Below are 16,049 nucleotides of genomic sequence, written 5' to 3'. Positions count from 1 at the left end.
TGCTTTTCTTTGGATTCATTCGCGAATACAAGGGACTTGACTTATTGTTGGAAGCTTTTGCCGACGAACGCCTGAAGCAGTTTCCGCTTAAGCTGATCGTTGCGGGCGAGTTTTATACCAAGCCGGAACCCTATCTCGAATTAATCAGCAAACTAAAACTTACAGACAGGGTAATCCTTCGCACCGACTTTATTCCGGAAAAGCATGTAACAAGATATTTTGGGGCTTGCGACATCGTTGTGCAACCTTATAAAAGTGCAACCCAAAGCGGGGTTACTCAAATTGGTTACCATTTCGAAAAACCAATGCTTGTTACCAATGTCGGCGGACTACCAGAGATTATTCCGGATCAGGTAATCGGTTACGTTACCGAGCCAAATGCAACTTCGATAGCCGATGCCCTGGTAAACTTCTATCAAGATCAACGTAAAAAAGAGTTTGAAAGCAATATCCGCCAGGAGAAGCAAAAGTTCTCTTGGGAAAACATGGTGAAAGCATTTTTGAAAGTGGACGAATCAATCGAGAAATAATTCAATTCCACATTGATTTACACACTGTAACTGAACAAATTTCGAACTTAAGCCTTTTTGTCTGTATTAAAGATTAGTGAATTTTTACCTCTGACAAAAATTGCAAGTAGTAGCTTCATGGGTATTGATATATATTTACTTTTTAGAACCCTTTTGGACTAGTATATGGAGGACGGCATTAGCAAATTACAAACCAAAGCTGATCAGCGACTAATCGCTGATTATTACGACGACCTTTCCCGTTCGTTTGATCAACGAATCTCAGAAGAAGGCCGTGGGCGTATTCGAAAAGCATTCGAATTTGCTAATGAAGCTCATGCCGGCGTAAAACGTAAATCGGGAGAACCATATATCATTCACCCAATAGCAGTTGCGAATATTGTTTCCAGTGAAATTGGTTTGGGAGCCACCTCAATCATCGCTGCTATTTTGCATGATGTTGTGGAAGATACGGACTACACCCTTACCGACATGGAGAACCTGTTCGGTGCAAAGGTTGCACGTATTGTCGACGGGTTAACCAAGTTGTCCGATGAGATGACTGCCCAGCAAGACTCAAAGCAGGCGACGAATTTCCGCAAAATGCTGATGACCCTGTCCGATGACGTTCGTGTGATTTTGATCAAATTGGCTGACCGCCTGCACAACATGCGAACGCTGGACAGCATGGCCCCGCACAAACAATTAAAGATTGCAGCCGAAACACTTTATATATTTGCCCCGCTTGCTCACCGTTTAGGCTTGTATGCCATAAAAACGGAGCTCGAAGATTTAAGTCTGAAATACAAACAACCGGAAACGTATAACTTAATCAAGTTCAGACTACACAGCCAAAAAGAACGACGCGACTACCTGGTCAACCAGTTTATTACCCCCATCCAGGCTGAGTTGGCCAAGGAGAAATTTGATTTTTCCATATCAGGACGTTTAAAATCGATCTTCTCCATTTGGAATAAAATGCAAACCAAAGGAGTGTCGTTTGATGAGATCTACGATCTTCTGGCCATCCGAATCGTCTTTAAACCCAAGGATAAAATATCGGAGAAACGACAATGTTTCGACATACTTTCTTTAATCACTGATATTTACAAACCGAAACCCGACCGTATCCGAGACTGGATTACGATCCCAAAAGCCAACGGATACGAAGCCTTGCATGTTACCGTGATGGGACCGGCCGGGAAATGGGTTGAAGTACAAATCAGAACCGAAAGGATGGATGCAATTGCCGAACGTGGCTTTGCAGCCCATTATAAATACAAAGGTGATAACTCCAGTGAAACAGAAATGGATCGCTGGCTTGAGAAGATCCGCGAAATGCTCCAAAATCCGGAGTCTGATGCTTTGGAGTTTCTCGATGAATTTAAAATGAACCTATACTCCAGAGAGATTGTCATTTTCACGCCCAAAGGGAAAATGGTCAATCTTCCCAAAGGAGCAACTGTCATTGATTTTGCTTACGAAATACATACGGATCTGGGGAATCACTGTATTGGCGCAAAAATTAATCACAAGCTAATGCCCATAAGCCATGTTTTAGCCAGTGGGGACCAGGTTGAAATTCTGACATCAAAATCTCAACGACCTGACATCGATTGGTTAAAATTCATCACTACGGCTAAAGCCAAAGCAAAGATTAAACAAGCATTTAAGCTTGACAAACGCCAACACCTGGAACAAGGAAGAGAAATAATCGAGGAGAGATTGAAGACATTCAATATCAAGCCAACTTCTGATACCCTAAAAAAGATCACCGCCTATTACAACCTCTCCAACAAAGACCAATTATATGCTCAAGTTGGAATGGGCTTCATCGACTTTAACGATATTGAAAATATCCTGAAGTCACGGCGTCAAAATAAGCTGGCCAAATACTGGAAACTTTCATTCGGAAAAAAAGAAGACGAGGAAGAGCTTGAATTTGATCTTCCGGACAAACAAATTGATAAGAAAAGCACCTTCATTCTCAAGGAAAACCCGGAAGAGACCAACTATACATTGGCTAAGTGCTGCCAACCCATTCCTGGCGATAACGTTCTGGGCTATTTAACCTCATCAAACCATGTTGTGATTCACAAACGCAATTGTCCTGTTGCCACAAAATTAATGAGCCAGCATGGCGATCGAATCATTACAGCCGAATGGACAAAATTCAAAAAACGTTCATACCTAACCCGGATAAAAATGAATGGATTTGACCGTGTTGGAATCGTAAGCGAAATCACCAACATCATCTCAAAATTAAACAACATCAATATGCGTACCGTTATGTTCGATACACATGATGGAATTTTTGAAGGTGAACTTTTTTTATACATCCACAACGTTGAAGATCTTAACAAATTGATCGCTCGACTAATGAAAATCAAAGGAGTAGACCAGGTTGAACGTATGGAAAGAATCGAGGATTAATTTTTATTTAGTCTAAACTATTTTAAAATTTTTCCTATTTTTGGGCATTATTTAAAATTAGATTGAATATGAATAGCCCGCGCACGCGAGAGACTGTAAAAAACATGTTCACGGAATATTTGGAGAAGAACGGGCACCGGAAAACACCGGAGCGTTTTGCTATTCTGGAAGAGATTTACTCACGAGATGGTCACTTCGATATTGAATCGTTGTATATTTCGATGAAAAACAAAAATTACAGAGTAAGCAGGGCTACACTTTACAATACGATCGATTTATTATTGGAATGTAAATTGGTTGTTAAACACCAGTTCGGCAAAAACATTGCACAGTTCGAAAGAGCATTTGCCACTTTGCAGCACGATCATATAATTGATACCAGTACCGGGAGAGTGCAGGAATTTTACGATCCCCGGATTCGCGAAATCATTGAAGAAGCTTGTTTGAAACACAATTTCAAATTATCACACCATACGCTATATATTTATGGCGAACAGATCAAAAAGTAAAAGCTTGTAAACTCATTATAAATTAGAATCCTCAATACAGATCAGAGGATTTTTTTTAGCCTCGAGCCAAAATAATTGCTAATTTTAGCAGCCAAATAAAAATCAGTCTGGCACCGTAGAAATATAGCGCAAAAATTGTTGGCTAGTTTCTGCGGTTTAACATGTCTGCGAATTTGTAAAACTCTGATAATGAAAGTAGATGTCATTTTAGGTCTCCAGTGGGGAGACGAAGGAAAGGGCAAAATTGTTGATGTCTTAACCCCCAAATACGATGCAATCTCCCGCTTCCAAGGCGGACCAAACGCTGGCCATACGCTGGAAATCGGTAATATAAAGCACGTGCTTCACACCATCCCTTCAGGAATTTTTCACGAAAACAAAGCTAATATTATTGGCAACGGCGTGGTGTTAGATCCAATCATTTTCAAAAAAGAAATTGAAGGAATTCAAAAGTTAGGAATTGACCTTCATAAAAACCTTTACATCTCTAAAAAAGCTCACCTCATCATGCCAACTCACAAATTGTTGGATGCGGCATCTGAAGCAGCAAAAGGGGACACAAAAATTGGTTCAACCCTGAAAGGAATCGGACCAACCTATAAAGATAAAATTGGCCGTGACGGTCTTCGCGTTGGCGACCTTGTGGAGAACTTCGAGGTAAAGTACAACAGCCGCATTAACGCTCACAAAGAATTATTGGAAAAATTCTACAAATTCGAATACAAAGAATTGCTGGAGCAAATGGAGAAAGAATGGATGGAAGGCGTTGAAGTCCTGAAATCATTCACATTGGTTGACAGCGAACACATGATTAACGACCTGTTAAAAGACGACAAATCAGTATTGGCTGAAGGTGCTCAAGGGACCCTACTCGACATCGATTTTGGCTCGTACCCATTTGTAACTTCTTCAAATACCATTTGTGCTGGAGCATGTACCGGTTTAGGATTGGCACCACAAAAGATTGGCGAAGTATTTGGAATATTCAAAGCCTATTGTACCCGCGTTGGTATGGGCCCATTTCCCACTGAACTATTCTGTGAAACAGGTCAGAAATTGCGCGATGCCGGTAACGAGTACGGATCAACAACAGGCCGCCCAAGACGCTGTGGCTGGCTCGACCTGGTCGCCCTAAATTACTCAATCCTGATTAATGGTGTTACCGAATTGTTTATGATGAAAGCCGATGTACTGGATGACTTCGATACCATCAAGGTTTGTACAGGCTATGAAATTAATGGTGAGGTAACCAATAAGTTTCCATTTGAGTTGAACGAGGATGTTAAACCGGTTTATATTGAATTACCGGGCTGGAAAACAGATCTTACAAAACTGACTCATGAGAACGAATTCCCTGAAGAATTCAACAATTACATTAATTTTATTGAAGAAGAAACCGGCTTGCCAATTACGATTGCCTCAGTAGGACCAAATCGTGCGCAAACGATCCATTTAGACAAATAAAATATCCAATATTATAATAAAAAAAGAGCTCACATGAGCTCTTTTTTTATTATAATATTTTGCAAAATATTTGTCCTGCCTTATGTTTTAATTAACTTTAAGCTCGCCTCACGTGGAATAAGGCACCTTCAAGACAACAATTCGAACTATAGTGCGCAAAACAGTGTTCGAATTTTGTAATCGGAAACAATGTGGACGGTAACGGATTGGGTTATTGCAAAACTTTGTACGCAAGAGCAAGATGTTTTAACACCTTTATTCCGAAACAAATCCACTGATATGGAAAGATGAAAAATAGCTGATAAAATGGACATTATTCGCCCAACCTTGTTATTGGACAAAGAAATTTGTTTACAAAATATTGCTCGAATGGCCCAAAAAGCCAAAGACAAAAATCTCATCTTCAGGCCTCACTTTAAGACACATCAGTCTGCAGTAATTGGAGATTGGTTCAGAGCTTATGGAGTCACAGCAATTACTGTTTCGTCGGTAAGTATGGCTCAATATTTTGCACAAAACGGGTGGGATGATATCACCATTGCATTCCCGGTTAACATTCTCGAAATCGAGGCAATCAATGCATTAGCCAAAGAAATAAAGCTGAATTTACTGATTGAAAACCTAGAGTCGGTTCAGGTACTTACACAACAGATCAAACACAAAGTCGGCATATTCATTGAAATAGATACCGGCCACAACCGAACAGGAATTGCATCCAATAAATACTTTGGCATTAATTCGATGCTCGATGTAATTAAAGCCAATAAAAAATTTGAATTCAAAGGATTCTTATCGCATACCGGCCATACTTACCAGGCACAAAGCAAACACGATATTTACAATCGTCATTTCGATGCTCTTCTGAAAATGAAAGCCTTGAAAAACTATTACAAAAAGGATTTTCCGGAACTGATCTTATCCTTAGGGGACACACCTTCGGCCTCCTTGTGCGAGAACTTTAACGGGATTGATGAAATCCGGCCTGGTAACTTTATTTTCTTCGACCTGATGCAGTACAAATTGGGAGCGTGTAATTTTGAAGATATTGCTTTGCGATTGATTTGTCCGGTAATTGCACGCCACGGAAGTCGTAGCGAAGTCATTATTTACGGGGGAGCGGCTCACATTTCAAAAGACTCAATCGTTAATTTGGATGGGAAAAGTCTATACGGGCAGGTTGTTGTCACAAAGAACGGACAAAAAATTCTACTTGACGAACGAAATTATCTATATAAATTAAGCCAGGAACACGGTGTAATCCGGACAACAATCCAGGGTTTTCATAACTTCCAAGTTGGCGATTTGGTTGAAATAATCCCAGCTCACAGTTGTCTTACTGCGAACCTGATGGGAGAATACCTGACAACCGAAGGAGAATGGATTCCGATGATGAGTAAAGATTTTCACCGCACACCATCTCACCAGAAGAACAAAATCTAAACAGCTTCTGAATAAATCAGCAGTATTACTTCTTTTTAACACAAAGAAGAGTCTTGGTTAAGAGACATGTGTTATTTTAGTCTATCAAAATTCATAAAAAATGAAATTGGCCGTAATAGACTTGGGCACAAACACATGTAATCTTCTCATTGCCAGCATCAATCATGCAAACTACCAAATTATTCACCAGGGAAAGGTTGGGGTAAAATTGGGTAAAGGAGGAATTCATAAAAACACGTTAACTCAAGAAGCATTCGACCGGGCCATTATAGCGCTTAATGCCCACAAACAAACGATTAAGAATTTGGGAGGAGTTGATCAAGTGATTACCATTGCAACATCGGCAGTCCGGGATGCCGGCAATAAAGACACATTCGCCAGGAAACTTCTTGAAGAAACTGGAATTGCCCTAACGATTATAAGCGGCGAAGAAGAAGCACGCCTTATCTTCCAGGGGGTAAAGCTGGCATTCGGCAACTTACCCGAGGACAGCTTAATCCTTGACATTGGTGGTGGTAGCAATGAATTCATTCAAATACAGCATAACGAAGTGAACTGGAAAGAAAGCTTTCCGTTGGGTATGGCGCGTGTCATCGAAAACTTTGACATAAGCGACCCAATCTCACCACAGGAAGTTCAACATATTGAAGATTGGTTTACTAGCGGACTCGATAATCTCTGGCAACAATGGAATCATGTAGCTCCACCTGCATTAATTGGCTGTTCGGGTGCGTTCGATACCCTAGCAGACCTCTTAGACAATACAGCTCCGGGAACAAAAGCACGTGTCAGCCAGGAAATCACTATCAACCAGTTTAATGAAATCGCTGATCAAATCATTTATTCAACTAAAACAGAAAGAATGAACCTTACCGCAATGGAGCCATTACGGGTGGAGATGATTGTTCCTGCATTTATTTTAATTCGACTGGTATTAAAAAAGCTGAAGATCACAAAAATTGTACAAACTGACTTTGCGCTGCGGGAAGGCGTTTTGCTCGAATGGATTAATCATTAATTTTGTTTCACAACCCTGAAAATCATAAAACATGTCAAAAATACTTGTAATCGACGACGAACGGAGCATCCGTAATACATTAAAAGATATTCTGGAATATGAAAAATACCAGGTTGACCTGGCTGAAGAAGGTACAAGCGCCCTGGATTTGTTAAAAAAGAACGAATACGACATTGTTTTGTGCGATATAAAAATGCCGGGAATGGACGGTATTGAAGTGTTGGAGAAAATACAGGAAGAAGGGATTGAAACACCGATCGTCATGATTTCGGGACACGGCAATATTGACACAGCCGTTGAGTCAATCAAAAAAGGCGCCTACGATTTCATTGAGAAACCACTTGACTTAAACCGGCTGCTGATAACAATCCGCAATGCGATGGACAAATCAAGCCTGATGACCGAAACAAAAGTCCTGAAAAAGAAAGTCAGCAAGAAATATGAAATGATTGGTGAATCTGAAGCCATCAAAAAGATCATTGACATGGCCGACCGTGTTGCGCCAACCGATGCACGCGTTTTAATTACCGGGTCGAATGGAACGGGGAAAGAACTTATCGCACGCAGGCTGCATGAAAAGAGTAATCGTTCCACTCAGCCATTTGTTGAAGTAAACTGTGCTGCCATTCCATCTGAACTAATTGAAAGTGAATTATTCGGACACGAAAAAGGAGCCTTTACTTCGGCCTTAAAACAGCGCAAAGGGAAATTTGAACAAGCTGATGGAGGTACCCTCTTCTTGGATGAGATTGGAGACATGAGTCTTTCGGCACAAGCCAAGGTATTAAGGGCACTTCAGGAAAATATCATCACTCGTGTTGGTGGCGACAAACCAATAAAAGTAGATGTTCGCGTATTGGCTGCGACGAACAAAAACCTAAGCGAAGAAATTGAAAGTGGTAATTTCCGTGAGGACCTGTACCACCGTTTAAGTGTCATCCTGATTAAAGTTCCTGCATTAAATGAGCGCCCCGAAGATATTCCCTTATTAGCGAATCATTTTATCGGACAAATTTGCGGCGAATACGGAATGCCTCCAAAAACAATTGAAAAGGAGGCTATTAAAAAACTACAACAAATGCGATGGACCGGTAATATTCGGGAATTCAGAAATGTAATTGAGCGCTTGATTATTCTTTGTGACAAAAAAATAACCGGTGGCGATGTCGATGCCTTTGCAGCACCACTCAAATAACATTCAAACAATTCACTAATAAACAAGACATTAATCAATTTCAGAGGATACGCAAGGAAGCCCATCAAAAAATATCCACTATTTTTCGACCAAAACAAAACATCTTTCAATTTTCGTTGTTTAGTATCACATAAAAAGATTGTAGTTCTTTCACAAAACGATATTAAAAAGGGTAACCTCTGAGTACGGTAAGTTTATTTGTTGTTGTCATGGCGTATTTTTTTAACATTTAACCGGACATTGTCCGGGTGCGAACCGTTATTCAGAGGTTTTTTTTATTTTCCCCTATTCGTTTCTGATTCAATTCTATCATGCTTCGCTGATAATTGGTAAATTATGCACTCCTTTTAAAACAGAGGTCGTACCAAACACAATTAATCAATGAAACCGAACTTCCAGCTAAAAAGCAAGGACTGTATCTTTTGCATCTTTAGCCTTATCTTCCTTTCTATTCCTGTTCTAAACCATTACTTTTTCAGAACAAGCGCATTAGATCTAGGGATCTTCAACCATGCAATCTATAACTATTCTCATCTAAAAATAAGCTACTTTACACTGGGACTAACTGCCCGTGAAACAGGAATTGTTGAATGCTTCGGAAATCATTTTTCACCCTTTATCTTGCTGATTTCGCCCTTCTACTTTCTCTTTGGAACGTATACATTACTTATCGTTCAGGTAGCCTTTATCATCTTGGGAGGGATAGGCATTTACCGGTATAGCTCATTTTTCTTTCAGGAAGAAAAACTCAAACAACTCATCACGATCCAGTTTTTCACGATTTGGGGAATCTATTCTGCTTTAGCTTTCGACTTTCATATGAATGTTTTAGCAGCCATGTTGGTGCCATGGTTATTCGTCTATCACCGAAAAGGAAATCAAAAAGCCATTATTATTATAAGCATCTTAATCGTTCTTACACGCGAAAACATGTCGCTATGGTTAACCTTTATCTTCCTGGGACTATCGCTGGATAAGAAGCTAAAATCTCACACAATAAACGCTTATTTCTACCCTTTATTAATGCTTCTTTCACTGAGCTATTTTTTCGTTGTAACAACTTATCTAATGCCACAATTTATCCCTTACGAAAGCAATGGGCAACTTGAACGCTACAACCAATTCGGGAACAACTTTGTGGAAATAATAAGGACTATAATTCAGCATCCGTTGCAGACTATTAAAATGCTTTTTACAAGTCCAAAAGACGGAGAAATATTTCGATACATAAAACTTGAATTACACCTTATGGTTTTATTTGCCGGAGGTATTCTTTTCATTCGCCGACCATGGTTTCTTGTTATGCTGGTTCCCATATACTTCCAAAAAATGTTAAGCAATGATGCCGGCATGTGGGGAATAAACTATCATTACTCCATCGAGTTTGTACCGATACTAAGCCTGCTTATTATTGAAGTAGTGGCTAATATGAACTCCGGAAAGTGGCGTTATATAATTGTCATAAGCCTACTGATTACAACATCTGCTAGTACCTGTTACACCTTCTTCTACCGGAAGTCGATCTGGTACACCGAGGCTAAAGCAAACCCATTCAGTTCATTACATTATCATTCCCCCCTAAATATTAAAACAATTAATGCCCAACTTAAGACAATCCCCCAAAGTGCAGCAGTTTCGGCCCATTACAGTATAGCTCCTCACCTGGCTTACCGCACAAATATTTATCAGTTCCCCGATATTCAAAATGCCGATTTTATTGTTTTATTGAAAAATACAACCAGCTTCTATCCCCTTTCCAAAGATGAATACTTCTCAAAAATTACATCATACAGGAATTCAAAAGAATTTGAAATCTGGAACGAATCTGATGATCTGATTACTTTTAAGCGGGGTGAGCACTAGGTCACCAATTAATCATTCCAAAATTGATATTTCTGGTCAGGTAGCTTGAAATAATCCGGGTTTAATTGCTTTTGTCCATAAGAGAGGTAAAAAGGAGCTGCCAGGAAACTCGATTCTTTTTCCATCTCCTCTTTCAGACGATCAGACTCTTGTCCGATATAAATCGTCACGGAGTGGTCCGGATTTTCCATTGTGCTTAACAGCAAACTCTCCACGCCATTTGCCCAGGTAAACATCATTCGGTTATTATCAATCTTATCTGAAGCAATTATCCATTTTCGTTGCTCTCCACCCTTTACTTGTTGAATCAGTTCTGTCATATAAGCGATCCTGCCCTGGTATACAGCCCGGACTTTCACAATTTGAATAAAAAAACAAAAGCAAATGACTCCCAAACCGAATGTTAGCAATTTTGCGTAATCCTGAACTAAACTTCCCAAAACTAATGCAGCAAAAAACACCAATGGTAAAAAGATTTTTTCCATCTGCATATCGGCATCTCCCACCCGAAAGGCAGCACTTATAACAACAAAATAACCGATTAATGCGAACACGAAAAAACAACATAACAGATAGCGCTTTTTCCATAATAGGAGGCTTAAACACACCAGTACTATTAACAAAAGCGGAAAGTATAAACTAAAGAGGCGCTTAAAAAAGAAATGGACAGGATAATAAGTACCTAAGTCATTTATTAATTGGATTGGATTAGCCCAAGTATTTTGATACAAACTCTGATGTTCTTGCGAGTTATCAAAAGCAAAAATGTACCAGGAGAACACAGCCGCAGTCAAAACAAAGGCGAGATAGGGATATATAGTCCTTAGCTTACCAAACTCAATTGAGAAGAATAGAATTACAAACAACAAGGTAAAATACGCAATAGAATGTGTCAAAAGACCAAAGATCACAAACAAGATAGTTCCTGCTAACAGCCACCAATTCAAAGCTCTGTCATTTTTAAACTTTCCTTCAGCATACACCAACCAGGCATATAACAAACAGCTATTCAGCAGAGCGATAGAGCTTTCCGATGTGGGTCGAAAATAGCTGTGAGCAACACCAAGAGATGTCACTGCAATAACGACAAATCCTGCTGTCCTGTTTTTCAAAACATAGGTCGTCAATACAAAGTACAGATACCGCACAAGCACAAAAGAAACCGAGTAAAGGGGCACTAAATATCTGAGAGGTAGGTGAACTTTTACACCTGCAACCACCAATAGCTGACTAAACATGGCCGTTAGCCTACGATGGGCTTCAAAAAACGTTTGATCATTTATGATATTGAAAAGATAGTAGGCCGGATCAGTAATCAAGATGCGGGATTTTGCATCATAAACTGCCAGGACTATTAAAACGATAAAAAAAGAAGTACCAACTATTTTAAACCAATCTCTTGCCGGGGTTGAATTCATCCTTCATGCTTGTTTCAATTGTAAAGATAATTATTCCAGTGTGATTCCATCCTTTTCATTCTCACCATCCTTGGAGCTCCTAAACACAAGGTCAACACTTGCTTTTAATAAGATTAACACCTCATATTTCCCGCTTTAAAAATTTATCGTTTATATTTGGATGATTGATTCAAACAAAACAAATGGAGAAAGTTGCCATATTCCCCGGATCATTCGATCCCTTCACAATAGGACATGAAAGTGTAGTACGTCGTGCGTTACCCATGTTTGATAAAATTATCATCATGATTGGGTTCAACACCCAAAAGAAGTCCTTTTTCCCATTGGAGAAACGCGAAGGATGGATTGCACAGGTTTTTCAGGATCAACCCAAGGTTGAAGTGCGTACCCATGAAGGCTTAACTGTTGACTTTGCACGGTCGGTAAATGCCAATTATATCCTTCGTGGCTTAAGAACATCAGCCGATTTCGAATATGAACGGGCCATTGCACAAATGAATAAAAAGCTTTTTCCACAAATTGAAACTGTCTTTTTGCTGACAATGCCCGAGCATACTCCGATCAATTCATCGATTGTGAGAGATATTATCCTTCACGGAGGAGATGCCAGCATGTTTATTCCAACAGGTTTGAATATGGACGAATTTACCAAGGATGATGACTAGAGTACTTGTTTTATTGACATTTCTTTTCAGTTCCGTCCTCAGTTTTTCACAAACATTACCAACAATACTAAGTGGACTAGCACCCGACTATGCCGGATCTAAGATCAACTTAACAAGAACAACTGATCCGGTAACAAAGCAGTCGGAATGCATTGGGACAATTACGGTTTTACCCGATGGCTCCTTTTCAACATCTGTTAAAGTAACCCAAACAACTTATTGCATTGCGAACTTCGACCGTTGGAAAGCCGAAATTTATTTAGAACCGGGAAGCAACTATGAAATTGTTTTGCCACCCTATCAACCATTAGATGAGTCTGAAAAGCAAAACCCTTTCTTCCAGCAACAGCTTGTCTATTTTGGTATAAAAAATTGGGATGCTCAGGATATAAACCATCGAATTCAGGAATTCGAAGAGACATACAATCAACTGGAAAACAAATATTTTAATCAAATATTTAAAGATAAGTCACAATCTTCGGCTGATACACTCATCACCACACTACAACAACAGTTCCCCAAAACAAACGATTCCTACTTTGAGGATTATAAATTCTACCGTTATGCATCGATTATTTTCACGGTAAATCAAGATAAAACCAACACGTTCATTAAAAAATACCTCGATCATCCTCCTTTTAATTTCAACCTACCTCCGTTCCGACAGCTTTTCGAGCAACAGTTTTCAAATTATTTCAATACGGAAAGTAATCAAATAGGAGGTGAACAATTCAGGAGGATTGCAGGAACAGCCAATTTGAACAAATTGGAGGATTACTTCAGAAACCAAAAACAATGGTCGGATGAGCTTAGCCGAATCGTGATCCTAAAAGGAATTAACGATGCCTTCTACCAACACACTTACAGCCCTGAAACCATGCTGGCTTTGCTCGACAAAGTTCAACAAAGCAATTGGCCCGTAAAGGATAAACAACTAGCAAAACAGATAAGCAAAAAACTAAAATACCTGCTCCCCGGCACCGATGCACCGAATATCAGTATGACAAACTTCGACGGTGAGAAACTGGACCTGAATAGTCTGAAGGGCCAATTAATTTACCTGCACTTTACAACAGTTACGAACCCGATTTGCCGCCAACAGCTAGACGAACTAAAAAGAATCGCCCAGAAATTTAAAGGGCAGTTTGAAATTATCAATCTGCTACCGGAAGCGAACATGGAGAAAAAGGATTTGATATTGAAACAAAATTGGGCAGGTACATTCTATACTGTAACCGATGAGGAAAAAGCAAAATACCAGGTTAAAACATTCCCTACTTCATTCCTGATTGATGAAAACGGAAAATTGATCAACTCACCGGCACTAAATCCAATGGACGGTTTTGAATACCAGCTAGGCGGTTATTTTAAGGAAAAACAAATGGAACAATTTCGGAATCAAGGCCAATAATTCTTCAACAACAATTTTATATTGCCGTAGGTCGAGGCATAAACCTCATCTGCCTGATCTGAAGAAAACCACCGAATCTCGGTAATATCTTCCTCCTGCTGCGGAACCGGAGTTTCATTCCCCCGATACATCATTTCGAACCAGCTCGTTTCTTTCCAAACCCAATTGTCGGGCGCCGCAATATAAGGAGAACGGTAAATATGATAGGTTGATGGCAACTGTTTCACAACCTCCAGACCATGAATTCCACATTCCTCTTCAACCTCCCGAAGGGCAGCATCTTCCTCTCCTTCACCATCTTCAATCATTCCTTTAGGCAAATCCCAACGACCAAAACGTTTAATAAATAAATATTGCTTTCGCTCATTCCGAACAATCCCACCGGCTGCCGGAATCTGATTCATCGAAAGAATTAATTCCTCAATCAATTCTTTTTTCACCAAACAATTAAAGATAGGTTCTTCAACATGTTTCTGGTTTTCAAGGCTAAGCAGAAAGTCCACAAAAGACCTAGAATCCTCTATATCAATATTTTGCACAATGTTACCTGAACGTAAATTCTTGTTTTCAGGGTTAAGAAGGATAAGGGACTCATTGAAAAAAACTTTGTACATTTGCGCTGTATTCTGAAAAAACATTAAACATTATGCAAGACATCCAATTGGAAGTAACGAAAAAGCTAGTACAAATTAACACAATAAAAATCCAACCTTCAAACCCATTTACATGGGCCTCAGGCTGGAAAGCTCCGATCTATTGTGACAACCGGAAATTGTTGTCTTACCCAGAAGCCAGAACATTAGTTTGCAAAAAATTTGCAGAAATCATCCGCAAAAAATATCCGCAAGTTGAAGTAATTGCCGGTGTTGCTACTGGTGCAATTGCACACGGAGTGTTGGTTGCTGAAGAACTTGGCTTACCATTTATCTATGTTCGTTCAAAACCCAAGGATCATGGTTTGGAAAACCTGATTGAAGGTGATTTGAAAGCAAGACAAAAAGTTGTGATCATTGAGGACCTGGTTTCAACTGGCGTTAGCAGTTTAAAAGCAGCTGAAGCCATCCAAACTGCCGGAGGTGCTGAAATCTTAGGTATGTTAGCCATTTTCACCTACAATTTCCCGATAGCCAAAGAAGCTTTCGAAAAGGCAGGTATCGAATTAACAACACTAAGCCGATACCAAACTTTACTGGAAGTTGCTCTTGAATCAGGAGATATTGAAGAAAGTCAACTCGATTCGTTGAACAAATGGCGTGAAGATCCTGCAAACTGGGGAAAATAAGCCAGACAAAATCCATTATACCCATAGCAATCCCCGGCCCTGTCGGGGATTTTTACGTTTTTCAATGTTCATTCGCGAACTTAGTACAGTTTAAAACTGGATCGCAAAACACTCAAACTAGTATGGCACTGCAGAAATATGTAAGTGATATTAAGATCATCGAACAAAACCAGGAAATTGTATATAACTACCTCTCGAATTTTGAGAACCTTTCAACTTATGTAAACGAAGGTTTGCTCTCGAAGATGAATGAATCGGTTCCGCAAATTCAGGTTTCCGATTTTGAATCCGATAACGACTCATGCCGGTTTAAAATATCAGGAATGGGGCAAGCCGAGATTCGGATAATAGAACGAGAGCCACACTCAACAATCAAAATCAACAGCTCAGGCGGTTTACCTATTGGAATCACGTTTTGGGTTCAGCTTCTTCCGGTTACTCCCTACCAAACCAAAATGAAGCTAACCCTACATGCTGAAATGAGCATGATGATTAAGATGATGGTCAATAAGAAACTGGAAGAGGGAATTAACCAACTGGGAGATATGCTAACCCAGTTACCTTATCGTTAACAGAGCAACTAGAATACGATCAGAACAACAAAAGAAATGGTAAAGCAAATTACAATCGATGAATATTTTAATCGGTACGCAGAATTACCGCTAATTGATGTTCGGTCGCCCGGCGAATACAAAAAGGGACATATCCCGGAAGCGCAAAGCATCCCCCTTTTTGAGGATGACGAGCGAGCTGAAGTCGGAACGGTCTATGTACGTCAGTCGCGCGAAAAAGCGATTGAACTGGGCTATAAGTTTGTAACTCCCAAACTCCAGCAATTCATT

The 16,049-nt window shown here is 39.8% G+C and carries 15 protein-coding genes; 13 read left to right on the top strand and 2 right to left on the bottom strand.

What is annotated here, in order from left to right:
• The 8 genes from AC37HE_RS12855 to AC37HE_RS12820 form a co-directional block, all read left to right on the top strand.
• Nucleotides 1-530: glycosyltransferase (locus AC37HE_RS12855; RefSeq protein WP_500783250.1), on the top strand; the 530-nt coding region annotated here is incomplete at its 5' end.
• Between the two features lie 165 nt (nt 531-695).
• Nucleotides 696-2,942 (top strand): RelA/SpoT family protein, encoded by a 2,247-nt coding sequence (locus tag AC37HE_RS12850; RefSeq protein WP_500783249.1) that lies wholly within the window; start codon nt 696-698, stop codon nt 2,940-2,942.
• Between the two features lie 68 nt (nt 2,943-3,010).
• Entirely contained in the window at nt 3,011-3,451 is a 441-nt protein-coding gene (locus AC37HE_RS12845) for a Fur family transcriptional regulator (protein ID WP_500783248.1), read from the top strand.
• Between the two features lie 189 nt (nt 3,452-3,640).
• Nucleotides 3,641-4,915 (top strand): adenylosuccinate synthase, encoded by a 1,275-nt coding sequence (locus AC37HE_RS12840; RefSeq protein WP_500783247.1) that lies wholly within the window; start codon nt 3,641-3,643, stop codon nt 4,913-4,915.
• A gap of 306 nt (nt 4,916-5,221) precedes the next feature.
• Nucleotides 5,222-6,355, top strand: coding sequence for an alanine racemase (locus tag AC37HE_RS12835; protein WP_500783246.1), 1,134 nt, complete (start codon nt 5,222-5,224; stop codon nt 6,353-6,355).
• Between the two features lie 100 nt (nt 6,356-6,455).
• A complete protein-coding gene (locus AC37HE_RS12830) occupies nt 6,456-7,373 on the top strand; it encodes a Ppx/GppA phosphatase family protein (RefSeq protein WP_500783245.1) in 918 nt (305 codons plus the stop codon).
• Nucleotides 7,374-7,404: 31 nt separating this feature from the next.
• Nucleotides 7,405-8,568, top strand: coding sequence for a sigma-54-dependent transcriptional regulator (locus tag AC37HE_RS12825; protein ID WP_500783244.1), 1,164 nt, complete (start codon nt 7,405-7,407; stop codon nt 8,566-8,568).
• Nucleotides 8,569-8,949: 381 nt separating this feature from the next.
• Complete coding sequence (locus AC37HE_RS12820; protein WP_500783243.1) at nt 8,950-10,431, top strand: DUF2079 domain-containing protein; 1,482 nt, start codon at nt 8,950-8,952, stop codon at nt 10,429-10,431.
• An 8-nt stretch (nt 10,432-10,439) separates the two neighbouring features.
• Here AC37HE_RS12820 and AC37HE_RS12815 read toward each other — a convergent pair whose 3' ends face one another.
• Entirely contained in the window at nt 10,440-11,414 is a 975-nt protein-coding gene (locus tag AC37HE_RS12815) for a hypothetical protein (protein ID WP_500783242.1), read from the bottom strand.
• Between the two features lie 617 nt (nt 11,415-12,031).
• Here AC37HE_RS12815 and coaD point away from each other — a divergent pair.
• Entirely contained in the window at nt 12,032-12,514 is a 483-nt protein-coding gene (coaD, locus tag AC37HE_RS12810) for a pantetheine-phosphate adenylyltransferase (RefSeq protein WP_500783241.1), read from the top strand.
• Nucleotides 12,504-13,925 (top strand): TlpA family protein disulfide reductase, encoded by a 1,422-nt coding sequence (locus tag AC37HE_RS12805; protein WP_500783240.1) that lies wholly within the window; start codon nt 12,504-12,506, stop codon nt 13,923-13,925. The genes coaD and AC37HE_RS12805 overlap by 11 nt, the downstream gene beginning before the upstream one ends.
• Here the strand turns inward: AC37HE_RS12805 and AC37HE_RS12800 are convergent.
• Nucleotides 13,913-14,539: an NUDIX hydrolase gene (locus AC37HE_RS12800; protein ID WP_500783239.1), complete on the bottom strand. Its 627-nt coding sequence runs from the start codon at nt 14,537-14,539 to the stop codon at nt 13,913-13,915. The two genes, AC37HE_RS12805 and AC37HE_RS12800, sit on opposite strands and share 13 nt — an antisense overlap.
• A 32-nt stretch (nt 14,540-14,571) precedes the next feature.
• On the opposite strand from AC37HE_RS12800, the gene pyrE reads away from it, so the two are divergent.
• The 3 genes from pyrE to AC37HE_RS12785 all read left to right on the top strand — a co-directional run.
• The gene (gene pyrE, locus AC37HE_RS12795) at nt 14,572-15,207 is read left to right on the top strand and encodes an orotate phosphoribosyltransferase (protein ID WP_500783238.1); all 636 of its coding nucleotides are present in this window, start codon (nt 14,572-14,574) and stop codon (nt 15,205-15,207) included.
• Nucleotides 15,208-15,329: 122 nt separating this feature from the next.
• Nucleotides 15,330-15,779 carry a hypothetical protein gene (locus AC37HE_RS12790; RefSeq protein WP_500783237.1) on the top strand — a complete coding sequence of 150 codons (450 nt, stop codon included), beginning with the start codon at nt 15,330-15,332 and terminating at the stop codon, nt 15,777-15,779.
• Between the two features lie 36 nt (nt 15,780-15,815).
• On the top strand, nt 15,816-16,049 hold a 234-nt coding region (locus AC37HE_RS12785), incomplete at its 3' end, for a rhodanese-like domain-containing protein (protein ID WP_500783236.1).

This window comes from Mangrovibacterium sp., assembly GCF_059905295.1.
Note: the sequence above shows the minus strand (reverse complement) of the source record. Positions and strands in the feature narration are given on the sequence as shown.

Excerpts from the sequence above, each read along its gene's own strand:
- AC37HE_RS12850 (WP_500783249.1), top strand. The coding sequence starts at position 696 with ATGGAGGACGGCATTAGCAAATTACAAACCAAAGCTGATCAGCGACTA.
- AC37HE_RS12845 (WP_500783248.1), top strand. The coding sequence starts at position 3,011 with ATGAATAGCCCGCGCACGCGAGAGACTGTAAAAAACATGTTCACGGAA.
- AC37HE_RS12840 (WP_500783247.1), top strand. The coding sequence starts at position 3,641 with ATGAAAGTAGATGTCATTTTAGGTCTCCAGTGGGGAGACGAAGGAAAG.
- AC37HE_RS12835 (WP_500783246.1), top strand. The coding sequence starts at position 5,222 with ATGGACATTATTCGCCCAACCTTGTTATTGGACAAAGAAATTTGTTTA.
- AC37HE_RS12830 (WP_500783245.1), top strand. The coding sequence starts at position 6,456 with ATGAAATTGGCCGTAATAGACTTGGGCACAAACACATGTAATCTTCTC.
- AC37HE_RS12825 (WP_500783244.1), top strand. The coding sequence starts at position 7,405 with ATGTCAAAAATACTTGTAATCGACGACGAACGGAGCATCCGTAATACA.
- AC37HE_RS12820 (WP_500783243.1), top strand. The coding sequence starts at position 8,950 with ATGAAACCGAACTTCCAGCTAAAAAGCAAGGACTGTATCTTTTGCATC.
- coaD (WP_500783241.1), top strand. The coding sequence starts at position 12,032 with ATGGAGAAAGTTGCCATATTCCCCGGATCATTCGATCCCTTCACAATA.
- AC37HE_RS12805 (WP_500783240.1), top strand. The coding sequence starts at position 12,504 with ATGATGACTAGAGTACTTGTTTTATTGACATTTCTTTTCAGTTCCGTC.
- AC37HE_RS12800 (WP_500783239.1), bottom strand. The coding sequence starts at position 14,539 with ATGTACAAAGTTTTTTTCAATGAGTCCCTTATCCTTCTTAACCCTGAA.
- pyrE (WP_500783238.1), top strand. The coding sequence starts at position 14,572 with ATGCAAGACATCCAATTGGAAGTAACGAAAAAGCTAGTACAAATTAAC.
- AC37HE_RS12790 (WP_500783237.1), top strand. The coding sequence starts at position 15,330 with ATGGCACTGCAGAAATATGTAAGTGATATTAAGATCATCGAACAAAAC.